The sequence below is a fragment of the Halomarina salina genome (assembly GCF_023074835.1).
In the GTDB taxonomy this organism is placed as follows: Archaea; Halobacteriota; Halobacteria; order Halobacteriales; family Haloarculaceae; genus Halomarina; species Halomarina salina.
The window spans coordinates 1,406,329-1,421,605 of sequence record NZ_JALLGW010000001.1; the positions used below are offsets into that span (position 1 = coordinate 1,406,329).

The following is a 15,277-nucleotide window of genomic DNA, read 5'->3' on the forward strand; positions in this document are numbered from 1 at the left end:
CTTCGACTCCCCACCTATAACAGCATCCACTCGGTCGATTCGTCCGAGTCGATGAACGACCACCGCTGCTCCGGCGGGAGGCCGTCGCGCTGCCGGAGGTCGATGCGGGCGTCGAACGCGGACTGGAGCGTCCTCACCGTGGGTGCGGCGGTCGGACCGGCGACGTGACAGTGGTACATCCCCCGGTGCTCGCGCACGGCGGCTCCGAGCGACCGAACGACCCGACCACATCGCTCCGGACCGTAGCGGTCGGTCAGCGTTCCGAGACCGACGAGGCCGACCCGGAGTTCGGCGGGTGCGAACGCCCCCGGCGCGTCGCCCTCGGCGTCGATGGCGGCGAGCGTCGCGGCGTGGAAGTCGGCGAGCGGGTCGACCGACGCGTTCAACGGGGCCGGTTCGGCGCTGGCCGTGGCTCCCGACCGGAGGGGGTCCGCGTGCTCGACGACGGTGACCCGGTCGTCCGTCGGCGTGACCGGGTGAGGGAGGTACTGCGACGGCGAGGAGTCGTCGGCCAGCGCGAGGACGCGAGCGCGCTCCTCGGACGGCGACCCGAGCAGTCGGCGCGTCTGCTGTGCCCGGACTGCGCGTCCCACCTCTCCCGTGACGAGGAGGCTGGCTCCCTCGCGTTTGAGCCGCTGGAGGGTCGCGGCGACCGCAGGCGACCCTCCGTCTCCTGCTCGCGGCGTTTCGTCCACAGTGGTAACCCAACGACAATTATTAAATAGCTAACGTCTGATACGCTGCGGGCCAGCCACACTCGCGGCCTCCCTCTCCTCTCTGGCTCTTGGATTTATGGTCGGGCCGTGAGTGTCTGGAAACGATACATGGAGCCGTCACTGCCAGTGAGAGGCACCGTACGTCGAACCGAGCGGCCGTTCCGGACCACTCGTCGGTCGGAGGCGGACAGATGAGTACGCTACTCGCGTTACAACAGGACGGGAGCGAGTCGGATGGGTTCACCGTCCCGGAGACGCCCGCCGAGGCGCTCGACGCGTTCAGCGGCGTCATCACGGCCGCGGGGAAGTTCCTCGTCGCCTTCGTCGTCGTCTACCTCCTGGGCCGGTTCGTCCTCGTCCCGCTGACGAAACGTGCGATGAAGGCCCGCGGGTTCAACGCGACCATCCGGAGCCTCGCCGACGACGTGCTCTCCGCGGTCGTCCTGTTCGCGGCGCTGGCCATCGCGCTGACGCTGGCGGGGTTCGGCACGTTCCTCGCGGCGTTCGCCACCATCGGCGGTGCGCTGGCGCTGGCGGTCGGCTTCGCCGCGCAGGACCTCATGGGCAACTTCGTCGCGGGGGTGTTCATCCTCAAGGACAAGCCGTTCGAGGTGGGCGACTGGATAGAACAGGACGACCTCGTCGGCCGGGTCGAGGACATCGACCTCCGGGTGACGACCGTCCGGACGTTCGACAACGAGAAGATAACCGTCCCGAACTCCGAACTCGCCGACAACCCGGTGAAGAACCCGGTCGCGTACGACAAACTCCGGCAGAAGTTCGTCTTCGGCATCGGCTACGACGACGACATCGACCACGCCCGGCGGGTCATCCTCGACGAGGCGAGCAAGCAGGGGGAGATCCTCGACGACCCCGCGCCCGACGTGCGCGTGACCGAACTCGCCGACTCGTACATCGGCCTCCAGACGCGGTTCTGGATGGACAACCCCTCGAGATCGGGGTTCACCACCATCCGCTCGGACTTCGTCCAGGCGGTCAAGGAGCGCTGTGACGCCGAAGGTATCGACATGCCGTACCCCTACGTGCAGGTCGTCGGCGGCCTCGACGTCGAGATGGACGGCGAACTCGCGACCCAGCAGCTACAGCCGTCGGCCGACGACTGACGGCGTCACTCGCCGTCGGCGTCGGACTTCCGTGACCACGGCCGTCCTAGACGGTTTTCCGTCTCGACACTGGTCAATCCGGGAGGGAGAACGGACTTTGCGGCACGCCTCCCTGTTCCCCCTGTGAACCGCGACACCGCGCGCCGGGTGCTCGCCACCGCACTCCCCGAGCGTCGCGTCGAGGCGCTCGCTCCGACGGCGACGGGCAACACGAAACGGACGTTCCTGGCGACGCTCGACGGCGCTGACCGGGTGGTCGTACACCTCCATCCCGCCCCCGAACACCTCCGCCTCGAAGCGGCGCTCGCCCACGCTATCGCCGCCAGGACGTCCCTCCGCGTCCCCGCCGTCCGCGCGACCGGTCGCCTCGACGGGGCCGGCTACCTCGTCGCCGACTACGCACCCGGTGTGGACCTCCACGAACGGTTCACCACGCTCCCACCGGACGAACGGCGGTCCGTCGTCGCCGCGTTCGGTCGGGCGCTGGGGACGCTCCACGAGACGTTCCGCTTCACGGGACACGGCCGACTCACGCTCGACGACCAGGAGGACTGGGACGACAGGAACGGCCGGGAGGACCGGGTGGACCCGCTCCCCGACGGTCACCGCCTCACCGTCGCCGACCCCCAGTCGTGGCCGTCCTGGTTCGACACCCTTGCGAACGAGGGTCTGGCGGCGCTCCCGGACTCGCTGGCTGACCAGCGCGGCCGGGTCGCAGCGGCGCTCGACGACTTCTCACCGGACGACGCACCCGCGACGCTGTTCCCGTGGGACCTCCGCCCCGGCAACGCGCGGTACGCCGAGGACGCCGGCGAGAACGTCGACGCCGACCAGAGCGCCGAGGACGCGACTGTCGACACCCCCACCGGCACTGCGGCCGCCGAGCGCCTGACGCTCATCGACTGGGGCGACCCGCTGACCGCCCACGCCGAGTTCTCGCTGGCGAAGGCGGAGTACGTCGTCGTCGACTGGTACGCGCCCTCCCCGGCGCTCCGGGCGGCGTTCCACGACGGCTACCGCGAGGCGAGGACGCTCGCGGCCGACTACCGGGCGGCGCGTCGCCCCTACTACCGACTGGCGGCCATCGTCCGGACGGCCGTCGACGCACGCGGTGTCGTCACTCGACCGGGCTATCCCGAGCGTGACGGCGACCAGGCGATGGCGTTCCACCGCGCTCATCTGGACCGCGTGCTACGGACGCTCGAAAACGAGTAGTCGTGGTTCGTGGCCGAACGCGGTCGGTCGCGGTCGGTTCAGTCGCGGCGTGCCAGCAGCGCGGTCGCACCGAGTGCGACGAGCGCCGCGAGGACGCCGAAGCCGGGTCCGCTCCCGTCCGACGTGTCGTTCCCCTCGCCACCGATGACCTGTGCGGTCCGCGTGGCGTTCTCGCCAGCGGCCGTCGTCCCCGTCTCGTTGGCGGGTGCGCCAGGCCCGGCGGCCGGTGCCGAGGTGGTGTTCGCCCCACCTTCGCCGGTCGCCGTGTCGTCGGTGGTCGCGGACTCGCTCCCGGCCGTGGAGTCGGTCGTGTCGCCGCCGGTCGCTGCCGAGGTGGTCGCGTCGGCCTCGTTACTGTCCGGCGACTGGTCGATGGTGGACTGCTCGGTGCTCTCTGTGCCGTCGGACCCACCGGCGTCTCCACCGTCGCCAGCACCAGCGTCGCCGTCACCGGCTCCGGCGTCGCCGTCTCCGCTACCGTCCCCGCTGCTACCGTCGTCGGTCGGTGCGGCCGTCGTCGGTGCAGTGGTGGTCGGTTCGTCGGTGGTCGGTTCGCTGGTCGGCTGCTCCGTCGTGGGTTCGTCGGTCGTCGGTTCGTCGCCCACGAGCTGGCCGTCGCCGGTCCGCGGGTCGGTCACGTAGTACGGGTCGAACCGGACGTTCGAGACGCCCGACTCCGACCCCTCGCTGACGCTGTCGCCGCTGCCGTCGGCGAGTCTGCCCGTCGCGGGGTCCTCGACGTTCCCGGAGGGACCGCTGTCGGCACCCCACCAGTTCTCGCGGGCGTCGACCTGCCCGCGCTCGGCGCTCACGCCGTTCCCGTTGCCGGCGATGATGGTGTACTGGATGGTCGTGGACTCCGGCATGGACACACTGATACCGTTGTTACCGTTGTTCTCGACGGCGCTCCGGTCGACCGTCAGCGAACTCGAATCGGTGACGATGCCGTCCCCGTCGTTGTTCGAGACGGTGCTCTGTTCGAGGACGATGTCCGCGTAGAGGCCCCCGATACCGTTCGCGTTCTCGGTCACGTCGACGCTGCTGAGGGTGACCTGACTCTCCTCGACGAGGATACCGTAGTCGTTGCCGGTCGCCGTTGAGTCGCTGACCGTCGCCTCGACGGTCTGGCCGAACGTGATACCGCGCTGGTTCCCGCTGACCGTCACGCCGTCGACGCTGGCACCGTAGGCGTCGACGAGGTCGATACCGTTCGTCCACCCGGTGACCGTCACGTCACCGATGGCGACGTTCTGCTGGCCGCGCTGGACGAGGATGCCGGTGTCCGCGCCACCGGCGTTGTCGACTGAGTGGCCGTTCCCGTCGAGCGTCACGTCGCCCGCCGCGATGGTGAGGCAGGCCTCCCCGGAGGCGTTCGCGCCCACGTCGCTCGTGAGCGTGTACTCCCCGGCCTGGTCGATGGTCGTACAGGTGTCGATTTCGTTCTGTGTCGACTGCTGTGCGGTCACAGCGGCCGACGCGGTGGGTACCGCGACGAGGGCGACGACGAGTGCCAGGATGGCGACCCGCCGCCCGTGCGAGACTGTCATCGTCCCTACTGAGCTAGATGGATGCTTCGTTACCCGGGCGTTTCAATCGAAAGGCAGCGCACAACCGACGTGGAACGGACGGTGAGGCTCCGGTTACCACCCCGGTTACGTGCTGCCGTTTCACCGGCAACAGTTTCCGGATTGACGAGTTCGCTTCGGGTCGTTGTCAGGTGAATCGTATCGTCTCGCTACCGGGGTCGACGACGACCCGACCACCGACGGGGAGGGGGACGGTCGGGTTGGTGTGACCGAAGTCGAGGTCGAAGACGACGGGCGCGTCGGGGTTGTAGCGCGCGAGTTCGCCCAGGATAGCCTCACGCTGTTCGCGCCGATAGCGCTCCCGTCGCTCGTTCGACGGGCGTTCGAAGCGGTTCCGGGTCTGTGGGCGGCCGACGAGCACCGCGTCGAACCGTTCGAGCAGGCCGCGTTCGCCCATGCACATCAGCGTCTGCCGGACCTGCTCTGCGCGGGGGAGGTCCTCGGCGGTCTCCAGGGCGAGCACCTGGCCGTCGAGTCGCTCGGGCGCGGGGAGGTAGCGGTCGGTCGCCAGGTGCCAGTCGACGATAGCGAGACAGCCACCCCACACGCGGCCCGTCACTCGCTCGGTCCCACCTGCCCACGTCCAGTCGGGAGCCGGTTCGTACTCCGGGGTCGTCTCGGCGTACTCCGGGTTCGACCACTCGATGGTGTCGTCGGTCCAGCGCGGGGCGCCGTCGAGGTCACCCAGCGTCTCGTCGAACAGCGCCCGTCGCAGGTAGCGTTCGGTGAACGCCGGGAGGCGACCGGGCGCCCCGACCTGGTTGAGCAACTGGCCGCCGTTGTACGAGACGACGCCCTCGCGCCAGAGGAGCAGCTGGAGGTTCGTGTTGTCGCTCATCCCGAAGAAGCGCGTCGGGTGCTCGCGCAGCACCTCGGGGTCCAGATATCGGAGGACGCGTAGCTGGTCAGCCCCGCCGATGGTGGCGAAGACGGCCCGAATCTCGGGGTCGCGGAACGCCTCGTGGACGGCCGCCGCGCGTGCTCGCGGGTGCGCCGAGAGGAACTCGTCGCCCTGCCGGGCGGTGGGGTGGACGACCGGGTCGAGGCCGAACCGGTCGCGGAGCCGGTCGAGCGCCAGCGAGAGGACGTGTGGCGCGCGGCGCGCACCGCCGCTGGAGGGCGCGACGACGGCGACCCGGTCACCGGCGACGAGGGGAGGCGGGGTGCGGAACTCCATGCGACGGATTCGCAGAGGCTGCGGAAAGGCGTTCGGGGAGCCGTGTCACCGTGTGAGAGTTCGGCGATGCCGGTGGTTCGGCGCGCCGACGCGGCGGCCGTGGTGGTTAAGCACCAGCGACCGTTCCCTCGGAGCGTGGACCCGACCGCCGTCCGTTCGCTCGCCGTCACCGTCGACGACGTGGTGAGCGCCGCGGAGGCCCGACGGAACGGTCGTCCGGTCGTGTTGCGAGCGACGCCGCCGTTCCACGGCCGGATGCGGGCGCGCCTCCACGTGGCGACGCCCGACCGCACCGAGCCCCCGGCCGGCTGCGGCGCGTGGGTGGTCACCGACCCCGACGCGATTCACGTCGACCCGTGGGCGCTGTTCGACGCGGACGCGCCCCCGTACCCGACCACCGCCGAGACGGAGGACCGCCTGCGGGCGAACGATGGGCCGTTCAGCACCGACGCGCACCACGACTACCACGCGACGGCGGTGGCCGCGTGGCGTCGCGCCGTCGTCGACCACCTCCGCGACGACCTCCAGCTCTCCACCGCCGACGGCGCCAGGCGACTCCGGGTCGGCAGACTCGGCTGAAGTGGCCGTGGGCCCGTCTCCACCGGTGAATCGGCACTTAACTCCGGGTTGTACGGCCCCTATAACGCGCCGTGGGAGACGGTGGCGCACGTTGACGGCTTCGTTCGTCCGTCTCGACGACGACAGAATCGACTCGGCGAGAGTGTCACGAAAAGCGACGAGAGCGGGCGATAAAAGTTCTAACCGTCTCTGGGCGCTCCGTGAAAGGTCGGGTATCATTGTCTTCCGGGGTGAAAAGTCATGAAATACGACGAACGCTCTGCGGGCTATAAGCCCTCACAGGATGAGGTGAGGACGAGTCCCCGATGTCAACCGAAACGCTCCGTTCCGAACCGACGCGGACGCCCTCCCTCCCCGTACAGTACCTCAGAACGACGGCGCGGACGGTCTCGGCCATGGCCTTCTGGCTCGCGGTGGCCCTGCCGTTCTGCTACCTCCCGCTGCTCGCGGGCGGTCTCGACTCCCTCTCGACGCAGTCGACCGTCGGCGCCCTCCTCGCGCTGAACGCGGTCTGTCTCGTCCTCGGCCACGCACACCGCCGCGACGGGGACGGGGACGCGGCCCCTGGCGACGCGGCCCCCGTGCGCGACGACTGAACCCGTTCCGGTCCGGCCTGGACGCTCCTCGACCCCCTCCTCTCTTCGTGGCCGAACGCCCGTCGGTGTGACCGTCGGTCCACCGCCGAGCGGTCCACCGCCGCGACTAAGACCCATCCGCACGACGGCGGCGGTATGGACCTCGATACGGTGCCGCTCGGCCGAACCGGTACGACCGTCTCCTCGCTCTCCTTCGGGACGTGGCGCTTCGGCCGCGAGACCGACGCCGGAACGGTAGAGGTCGAGAAGGGCCAGGCGTTCGACCTCCTCGACGCCTACGCCGACCACGGCGGGAACTTCATCGACACGGCCGACATGTACGGCGACGGCCTCAGCGAGGAGTGGATCGGCGACTGGCTGGCGAACCGCGACCGGGAGGACTTCGTCGTCGCATCGAAGGTGTACTGGCCGACCCGCGAGGACGACCCCAACGGTCGCGGCATCGGCCGCAAACACCTCCGACGGCAGCTCAAACACATCCTCCAGCGCCTCGGAACGGACTACCTCGACGTGCTCTACTGTCACCGGTTCGACGACCAGACGCCCCCGGAGGAGTTCATGCGGACGCTCGACGGGTTCGTCGACGACGGCCGGGTGAACTACCTCGGCGCGTCGACGTTCGAACCGAACGCGTGGGAGGTCGCACGGGCGAACGAGATTGCCGACCGACGCGGCTACGAGCCGTTCACGCTCGCGCAGCCCCGCTACAACCTCGTCAACCGCGAGATAGAGTACGACTACGTCGACATGTGCGAGACGTACGACGTCGGTATCTGCCCGTGGTCGCCGCTCGCTGGCGGGTTCCTGACGGGCAAGTACACCCGCGAGGCGGACATGCCGGAGGGGACCCGCGGCGCGGAGTCGAGTCGGTTCGCCGAGCGCTACCTGACCGAGGAGAACTTCGACGCCCTCGACGTGGTCCGCGAGGTGGCCGACGAGGTCGACGCCACGCCCGCACAGGTGAGCCTCGCGTACCTCCAGCACCACCCGCAGGTGACCGCGCCCATCGTCGGCGCGCGGACCGTCGAGCAACTCGAGGAGAACCTCGTCGCGGACGACGTGACGCTCGACGACGACCAGTTCGAGCGACTGGCGGCGTCGAAGAACGTCTCGTTCATGGACTGACCGTCGGACCTCGACTGCGCGTCGTCCCCCCGGCGGACGACACGTCGGTCGCTCTTCTTGGCCCTCCTCGTCCGCCGTCCTACACCTCCTGAATGTTCGACCGGGCTAGCTGGACCGTCTCCTCGTCCAGCGTCAGGTCGGGGTGTGTCTGCTGTGCGTGCGCTTCCGCCTGCGCCATCACCTCGTCCTCGCTCTCGCCCTCGATGGAGGCGTCACAGCCGTCGACGATGCATTCCAGTCTCTTTGACATGTCCGGTGCCGGGTTGGGTAGTCGGTCGGTTAACGGTGTCGTCGGTCATCACGGAACACAGTCACCCTGCGGGGTTGGTCTGGTCCGGGGTGAGTTACGCTACCCTCGCGTCGTGGCCGGTGGAAGGGGTGCCCGATATCCAACCTGTTAAACCGACCGCCGACCGATTCGATTCCATGCAACTGGGCATCGTCGCGCAGCGGGACAACCCACGAGCGGCGGCGCTCGCGGGCGACATCAGCGATGCCGTGGCGGCGGAGGTGGTGGTCGACGACGCGACCGGCGCGGCCATCGACGCGTCCGGCGTCCCCGTCGACGCGATGAGCGACCGCGACCTGGTGGTGAGCATCGGCGGCGACGGAACGTTCCTGTTCACGGCCCGCGGCGCGGGCGAGACACCCGTGATGGGCGTCAACCTGGGCGAGGTCGGGTTCCTCAACGTCACGGCCCCCGAGGACGCCGTCACCGCCGTCGAACGCGTCGTCGACCAGTACCGGCGCGACGAGATGCCCGTCAAGGAACTCCCGCGGGTGCGGGCGACGGGCGAGGACTGGGCGCTCCCGGCGTCGCTCAACGAGGTGGTCGTGATGGGCGAACGGCGCGGCCACGGCGGCGGCGTGGAGGTCGAGGTGCGCGTGGACGGGTCGCTGTACTCGGGCGGCAGGGCGGACGGCGTTCTCGTCGCCACGCCGACCGGGAGCACCGCGTACAACCTCAGCGAGGGTGGGCCGCTCGTCCACCCCGAGACATCGGGCCTGGTCGTCACGGAGATGTGCGCGAGCGAGGGGATGCCGCCGCTCGTCGTCGGCCCCGACAGCGACGTCGTGGTCCGCGTCGACGGCCCGGACCGGGCCGTCGTGGTCAGCGACGGTCGACGCGTCCAGGAGGTGACGCCGCCGACCGACGTGACCATCCGGCGGTCCGGGACGCCGGTGCGCATCGCGGGGCCGGACCTCGACTTCTTCGCGGCGCTGGCGAAACTCGACTGAGCGGAGACGAGCGGCCGGGACCGCTCGGCGACCGCGGCGTCGGCGTCGTCACTTGCCGCTATCTCGGATTCCGACGGTAAGAAGCCGACAGAGTGTACTCGTTACTGGTCTCGGCGTTGGCGCTTTCGGAACCCATAACAGACTGGCAAGCCAACTGTATATTAATGAGCAAACAGCTACCGGACGTCCAGGCGACGAGCCCGGACGTCACGGTTGGGCTCAATCGCGTCGGTGTGACCGGCGTCGAGAAACTCGTGAAACTGGACCGCGACGAGCGACGGCCCATCGTCTTGATGGCCGAGTTCGAGGTGTACGTCGACCTGCCGTCGTGGCGGAAGGGCGCCGACATGAGCCGGAACATGGAGGTCATCGACGAGACGCTGGAGCAGGCCGTCAGCGAGACGGCCTACCGCGTCGAGGACGTCTGTGGCGACGCCGCCGAACGACTGCTCGCGAAACACGAGTACACGACCGAGGCGGAGGTCCGGATGGAGGCGACGTACGTCACCCACGACCGGACGCCCGCGTCGGACCGCGTCACGCAGTCGACGGCCGACATCATCGCCGCGGCGACGGCCACCGACGACGGCACCCGCGAGACGGTCGGTGCGCGCGTTACCGGGATGACCGTCTGCCCCTGTTCGCAGGGCATGTCCGAGTCCCGTGCCCGGACGACGCTGGAGGACCTCGGCGTCGAACGCGAGACCATCGACGAGTTCCTCGACCAGGTTCCACAGCCAGGACACTCCCAGCGCGGGCACGCGACGCTCACCATCGAGGCCGACGGCTCGCCCGACGTCGACCTCACGGACGTCATCGACGTCGCCCGCGACTCGATGAGCGCTCGCATCTACAACCTCGCCAAGCGCCCCGACGAGGACCACATGACCTACGAGAGCCACGCCGACGCGAAGTTCGTCGAGGACTGCGTCCGCGCGATGGCAGACGGCGTGGTCGAACAGTTCGAACACCTCCCGGACGACGCCATCGTCACGATGAAGCAGTCGAACGACGAGTCCATCCACCAGCACAACGCCCACGCCGAACGCGTCGCCGAGGTGGCGACGCTCCGCGGCGAGGTCAACGGGCACGACGAGAACTGACGGAAGACGCTCGGAATCGGCCGTCTGGAGGCTGCTGCGCGTTCTTCACTCGCTCACTTTCACCCCGCTAGGCGCGCGTTCATTGCCGGTCGTTGCCAACTCCGACTGCCGGGGAGTCCCCGGCGGAGCGCACCATGACACACGCTATCATCTGGTTCGACGTACCGGCAGAGGACCTCGACCGGGCGGCCGAGTTCTACTCGACGGTGTTCGACACGGAGCTACAGGAGGCGAGCGACACGGACGAACCCTACCTCATGTTCGCCGTCGAGGAGGGCGAGGTCGGCGGCGGCCTGTTCGAAGCGGGCGAGATGACGTTCGGCGGTGGCGACACCGTGTCGTTCGACCCCGGCGAGACAGGGCCGACCGTCTACCTCACCGTGACCGACGCGATGAGCGACGCACTCGACAGGGTCAGGAGTGCAGGTGGTGAGATCCTCGTCGGGGCGGAGGACATCGAGGGCGAGTCGATGGTGTACGCCATCGTCCGCGACACCGAGGGCAACCGTATCGGACTGATGGGCGACCACTGAGGAGGCCCGTCGGCTATCGGTCAGCTGTCTTCAGTTTTCCACCGCCATCCAGTTCGGACGCTCGGAGTCTGCAGAGGCAGTGCGATGGTGGCGTCACACACAATCGTTCCATCGTACCCCGAGCGAACGCAGTGAGCGAGCGGGGTGACTGAACCACCGAGTGAGCGTAGCGAACGAGGTGGTGAGGGAATCCTTTTATCGAGCTTTTACCCTGTGGGGTGAGCGAGCCGGGCGAGACGGCGAAGCCGTCTCGCTGGAAGCCGGCGGCTCCGCCGCCGGCGACGAAGCGAGCGAACCCCCACTCGTGGATAAAAGGTCGTTTAGAAGCTCAGCGGTTCGGCTCCAGCCCACCGCGGTTCGAACTCGTCGCGGATCTCGCCGGCGAACTCGCGGTCCTTGAGGTCGATCATGGCGAACGTGCCGTCCGAGTGGAGCGGGTGGGGGACCTCGATACAGGCCTCGACACCGTCGATGACGGTGAAACTCCCCGTCACGTCGTCGCTGGTCCGACAGTCGAACTGGTCGTGTGGCGACAGCGAGTTCCGGTAGCGCTGGCCGACCGACTGCGGGAGGTCGTCGATGAGCTGGGGGCGCATGAGGAGCGAAATCTCGACGCCGCGGTCGAGCGCGCGTTCGAGTTCTCGGGCGATGCGCTCGCCCAGGTCGTTCACGTCGAGGCCCTGGGAGAACGTCGAGGCGACCATCAGGATGCGGTCGTCCGCGGCGGCCAGTCGCTCCACCATCAGGTCCTGGGTCTCTCCCGGCCCGACGGCGGCGGTCCAGAAGCGCTCCTCGACCGTGTTCGCAGTGTCCAGGCTCCCGACGAGGTCGTCGACGATGCCCTCGTACTGGGTCTCCTTCTCGGCCAGTTCGCGCTTCTTGTCCTGCAGGAGGCGGTCGAGCGCGGTCTCGGGTTCGACCGCGACGTACTTCTTGGGGCGGGAGGCGCTCTGCGAGCGAACGAGGTTGTACTGCTCGATGCTGTTGAGCACGTCGTAGATGCGGCCCATCGGCACGTCGCTCACCTGCGACAACTCTTTCGCGGTTGTCGGCCCGGTCGTCAGGAGTGCACGATACGCTCGTGCCTCGTACTCGGACAGACCCAGGTCGCGGAGGCTAGCCATTACACGTTCCACGGACCCATCTACCAAAAACGATTCGGGAGTTTAGTTCAGTTCGGGAACACGACGCTGGAGTTCGGCCGGTGTCGTGGCCGTCGCGTGCGTCCCGTTCGCGGTGATTCGAGCGAACGGTGCGTCGCCGTCCTCGGGGTCGCCGTCCACCGTGGCACCGGGGACGACGACCTTCTCGTGGTCCGCGACCCGGAGCGCCGCGCGGTGGAGGTCGCTCCCGGCGTCGCTCGTCACCTCGATGGTCAGCGGCCGGTCGACGACGCGCGCCGCCGCGGTGGCGTAGCCCGCGACGTCGACGCCCATGCGGTCTCGCGCCCCGGCGAACGCTTCGAGGCTCTCGCGGGCCGTCTCGCGGTAGCGCTCTTCGCCGGTGAGGACTGCCAGGTCGACCAGCGCGTCGGCGAACTCGACGGTGGTGTCGATGGGTCGGAGCGGCCGGTCGAGCAGGCCGAGCGCGTCGTCCGCGGGCGGACTGTCGAGGAGGCTCCCGTCGACGAACAGCGTCTCGACGGTGCGGTCGGCGACGCGGCGTGCGGCGTCGACGTACCGCTCGTCGCCCAGGACCTGCGCGGCGGTCGTGAGCGCGCCACAGGGGCGGGCCTGGTCGCCGATGAGGAACGTCGGGCCACCGTCGTGGTGAGCGACGACACCGTCGGATTCGAGCGTGTCGAGGACGGTGTCGAGCGCTGTCGCTGCGTACCGGCGTGCAGTGTCGTCGTCGGTGTACGCGTGGTACCACAGCAGGGCGTCGACCGCGAGCGCGTTGCGGTCGGCGAACGCCGTCGCGTCGACGTGGGGTGCGTCCGCGTCGCCTCGGTCGTCGACCGGGCGTTCGAAGTAGTCGTCCTCCCCGGACTGACTCCCCGCGAACGCGCCCGTCGGCTCGGTCTCTGCCGTCACCCCGCCGTCCGTCGTTTCCTCGTCACTATCGGTCCAGAGCGTCGTCGTGAGGTAGCCGACAGCGTTCTCGGCGACGTCGCGGTACTGCTCGTCGCCCGTGTGGAGGTAGGCGTTGGCGAACGCGCGGAGCAGGGCGGCGTTCTCGTCGAGCAGGCGCTCGTAGTGGGGGTCCGACCAGTCGCGGGTCGTCGCGTAGCGGTAGAACCCGCCGTCCGGGTCGGCGAGGTTCCCGGCGACGGCGTCGAGAGTGCGGAGCGCGCGCTGTCGGTCCCGCTTGAGCGCGAACTCGACGGTCCGCGGGAGCGGGAACTTCGCGTCCGTGCCCCACCCGGCGAACTGCTCGTCGAACGAGTCCTCCAGCTGTCCCGCCATGTGGGCCTCGACGCGGTCGTCCAGCGCGCCACGTGGCGGGTCGGGGTCCTGCAGCGCACGCGGGACGCGCCCCGTCTCCGCGCCGCGTTCGGTCCACACCTCGCGGACGCGCTCGACCACCGAGCGCAGGCCCTCCGGGTCGAGGTACGTCGCGCCGGTGACGAGTCGGCCGTCGGGCGTGAGGAAGACGAGCGACGGGAACCCGCCCATCTGGTAGCGCTCGCGGACCGCGGGCTCCCGGTCGGCGTCGACCCGGACCGGGACGAACGCCTCGCTGACGTTCGCGGCGATCATCGGACTGCCGAACCCCTCGCGCTCCATCCGGTCACACCAGGTACACCACGGCGCGGTCAGGAACACCGCCAGCGGCGCGTCGCGGTCCCGTGCAGACGCGAACGCCTCCGGCCCCCACTCGTACCAGTCGACGAGCGACTCGTTGGTCATGCGTCCGAGTCGGGTGGCGTCCGTCGAAAGGGTTCTGACTCGGGCGGTCGTTGCGACCGTCGTTCTCCGGCCCGGAGACGCGGCAGGCCGGAACACGTTTGCGTCCGGACGGACTATCGTGGCCCATGGGAATGCTGCGTATCGTCGGGCTGTTGCTGCTCATCCCCCTCCTCGACGTGCTCGTGCTGCTCGTCGGCGTGCGGCCGATTCTCGGCCTGGTACCGACCGTCGCGCTCGTCGTCCTGACGGGACTCGTCGGGCTGTTGCTCGTCCGCGCCGAAGGCCGTCACACGGCGCGGCGCATCCAGCGCAAACTCGCCCGTGGGTCGCTCCCCGAGGACGAACTCATCGACGGTGCGTTGCTCGTCGCGGCGGGCGCGTTCCTGCTCACGCCGGGGCTGGTGACCGACTCCATCGGGTTCCTGCTGGTGTTGCCGCCGACGCGCTACCCGGTCCGCGTCGCGGTCCGACGGTGGGTCGTCCGCCCCTACGTCGACGCGAAGACTGGCGGCTTCGCCACCGGGCAGGTGTACACCAGCGGGTTCCCGGACGACGACGACCCGTACGACCTCGACGACGACGAGTACGACGTGGGTCGGAGTAGCGGGAGCGACAACTGAAACCGGGCGACGAGAGACAGTCGACGCTGCCGAAGCGACACGCTTAATTGTATCTCGCCGGTATCCCGAACTGCGCCCTGACGGGTCGATAGCTCAGTTAGGTTGAGCGCTCGGCTGATAACCGGGAGGTCCGCGGTTCAAATCCGTGTCGACCCATCCGGTCGCCACCCGGCGACCGAACCGAAACGGGGCGTACCTCCCCAGCCATTCAATCTCGGACTCGCACTTCGAGGAGCACCTGCGTCGATTCGTACCGGTTCTGTTTCGTTTCCCACGCCGTTCTGTACGACAGAACGTAGTGACGGTTCTTCGGTCGGGAGTGGCCACGAACGCTGAGTCTATCGGTTCGCGACAATTGACACTAGGCTTATGGGTCTGGACTTCTCAGAGAAGTTACACGCACGGCTCCGGTCCGGTCACAGGTGGGTTTCCGAGATGTGGGGATGCGGAACGTGGCCCGTCGAGTAGCGTGGGCCACTGCCCGGCCGGAGCGGTGCGTGTTCCGACTCTCGGGTGCGACGTATTTAACTAATGTCCGGGATTCGCGTGAGTGTGTCCGTCCCATAGGGATAGGTAAGACTGTATTATCGTCCTTAACTAGCCCGAAGTGCGCCGCTCGTCCGACGACGAGGACGCAGTTGCTGGACGTGTCGAGAGGAGTGCCGCCAGTGCATTCCGGGCACTGGCGGTACACACACGGGCCGTCGGGGCCTGTCTGGAGCGTGTGTGGGTCGAGACGTGCCGCCCGTGAGCATGAACGGGACTCGTCCACCTTCCTTCACTGTCGGTCCCGAGGGAGCGACGACGTCTCTACC

At 68.8% G+C, this 15,277-nt stretch carries 15 protein-coding genes and 1 tRNA gene; 10 read left to right on the top strand and 6 right to left on the bottom strand.

Annotated features, from left to right (window positions below; genetic code table 11):
* Nucleotides 1-14: 14 nt before the first annotated feature.
* Nucleotides 15-695, bottom strand: coding sequence for a DUF7504 family protein (locus tag MX571_RS07145; protein ID WP_247414976.1), 681 nt, complete (start codon nt 693-695; stop codon nt 15-17).
* Nucleotides 696-907: 212 nt separating this feature from the next.
* Here MX571_RS07145 and MX571_RS07150 point away from each other — a divergent pair, with 212 nt between their 5' ends.
* Nucleotides 908-1,840 carry a mechanosensitive ion channel family protein gene (locus tag MX571_RS07150; RefSeq protein ID WP_247414979.1) on the top strand — a complete coding sequence of 311 codons (933 nt, stop codon included), beginning with the start codon at nt 908-910 and terminating at the stop codon, nt 1,838-1,840.
* Nucleotides 1,841-1,963: 123 nt separating this feature from the next.
* Nucleotides 1,964-3,055 carry a phosphotransferase family protein gene (locus MX571_RS07155; protein ID WP_247414981.1) on the top strand — a complete coding sequence of 364 codons (1,092 nt, stop codon included), beginning with the start codon at nt 1,964-1,966 and terminating at the stop codon, nt 3,053-3,055.
* Nucleotides 3,056-3,093: 38 nt separating this feature from the next.
* On the opposite strand, the gene MX571_RS07160 is transcribed toward MX571_RS07155, so the two are convergent.
* Both MX571_RS07160 and MX571_RS07165 read right to left on the bottom strand, forming a co-directional pair.
* Nucleotides 3,094-4,602, bottom strand: coding sequence for a right-handed parallel beta-helix repeat-containing protein (locus tag MX571_RS07160; RefSeq protein ID WP_247414983.1), 1,509 nt, complete (start codon nt 4,600-4,602; stop codon nt 3,094-3,096).
* A gap of 166 nt (nt 4,603-4,768) precedes the next feature.
* Nucleotides 4,769-5,818, bottom strand: coding sequence for a S66 family peptidase (locus tag MX571_RS07165; RefSeq protein ID WP_247414985.1), 1,050 nt, complete (start codon nt 5,816-5,818; stop codon nt 4,769-4,771).
* A gap of 135 nt (nt 5,819-5,953) precedes the next feature.
* Between MX571_RS07165 and MX571_RS07170 the strand changes: the two genes are divergently transcribed.
* The 3 genes from MX571_RS07170 to MX571_RS07180 all read left to right on the top strand — a co-directional run bounded on the left by MX571_RS07170 (nt 5,954) and on the right by MX571_RS07180 (nt 8,118).
* Nucleotides 5,954-6,397 (top strand): DUF8009 family protein, encoded by a 444-nt coding sequence (locus MX571_RS07170; RefSeq protein ID WP_247414987.1) that lies wholly within the window; start codon nt 5,954-5,956, stop codon nt 6,395-6,397.
* 305 nt (nt 6,398-6,702) lie between these two features.
* Nucleotides 6,703-6,993, top strand: a complete 291-nt coding sequence (locus MX571_RS07175) for a DUF8028 family protein (RefSeq protein ID WP_247414989.1) — start codon at nt 6,703-6,705, stop codon at nt 6,991-6,993.
* A gap of 135 nt (nt 6,994-7,128) precedes the next feature.
* Nucleotides 7,129-8,118, top strand: coding sequence for an aldo/keto reductase (locus MX571_RS07180; protein WP_247414991.1), 990 nt, complete (start codon nt 7,129-7,131; stop codon nt 8,116-8,118).
* Nucleotides 8,119-8,197: 79 nt separating this feature from the next.
* On the opposite strand, the gene MX571_RS07185 is transcribed toward MX571_RS07180, so the two are convergent.
* A complete protein-coding gene (locus MX571_RS07185; RefSeq protein ID WP_247414994.1) occupies nt 8,198-8,368 on the bottom strand; it encodes a DUF1059 domain-containing protein in 171 nt (56 codons plus the stop codon).
* 176 nt (nt 8,369-8,544) lie between these two features.
* Here MX571_RS07185 and MX571_RS07190 point away from each other — a divergent pair, with 176 nt between their 5' ends.
* The 3 genes from MX571_RS07190 (at nt 8,545) to MX571_RS07200 (ending at nt 10,993) form a co-directional block, all read left to right on the top strand.
* A complete protein-coding gene (locus MX571_RS07190; RefSeq protein WP_247414995.1) occupies nt 8,545-9,357 on the top strand; it encodes an NAD(+)/NADH kinase in 813 nt (270 codons plus the stop codon).
* Between the two features lie 164 nt (nt 9,358-9,521).
* Entirely contained in the window at nt 9,522-10,460 is a 939-nt protein-coding gene (mptA, locus tag MX571_RS07195; protein ID WP_247414997.1) for a GTP cyclohydrolase MptA, read from the top strand.
* 134 nt (nt 10,461-10,594) lie between these two features.
* A complete protein-coding gene (locus tag MX571_RS07200) occupies nt 10,595-10,993 on the top strand; it encodes a VOC family protein (protein ID WP_247414998.1) in 399 nt (132 codons plus the stop codon).
* A 320-nt stretch (nt 10,994-11,313) separates the two neighbouring features.
* Here the strand turns inward: MX571_RS07200 and MX571_RS07205 are convergent, their stop codons facing one another.
* A complete protein-coding gene (locus MX571_RS07205) occupies nt 11,314-12,117 on the bottom strand; it encodes a TrmB family transcriptional regulator (RefSeq protein WP_247415000.1) in 804 nt (267 codons plus the stop codon).
* A gap of 42 nt (nt 12,118-12,159) precedes the next feature.
* Nucleotides 12,160-13,842 (bottom strand): DUF255 domain-containing protein, encoded by a 1,683-nt coding sequence (locus MX571_RS07210; RefSeq protein ID WP_247415002.1) that lies wholly within the window; start codon nt 13,840-13,842, stop codon nt 12,160-12,162.
* 131 nt (nt 13,843-13,973) lie between these two features.
* On the opposite strand from MX571_RS07210, the gene MX571_RS07215 reads away from it, so the two are divergent.
* Both MX571_RS07215 and MX571_RS07220 read left to right on the top strand, forming a co-directional pair.
* Complete coding sequence (locus MX571_RS07215; protein ID WP_247418454.1) at nt 13,974-14,462, top strand: FxsA family protein; 489 nt, start codon at nt 13,974-13,976, stop codon at nt 14,460-14,462.
* Between the two features lie 82 nt (nt 14,463-14,544).
* Nucleotides 14,545-14,618 (top strand) — tRNA-Ile (locus MX571_RS07220).
* Nucleotides 14,619-15,277 lie beyond the last annotated feature (659 nt).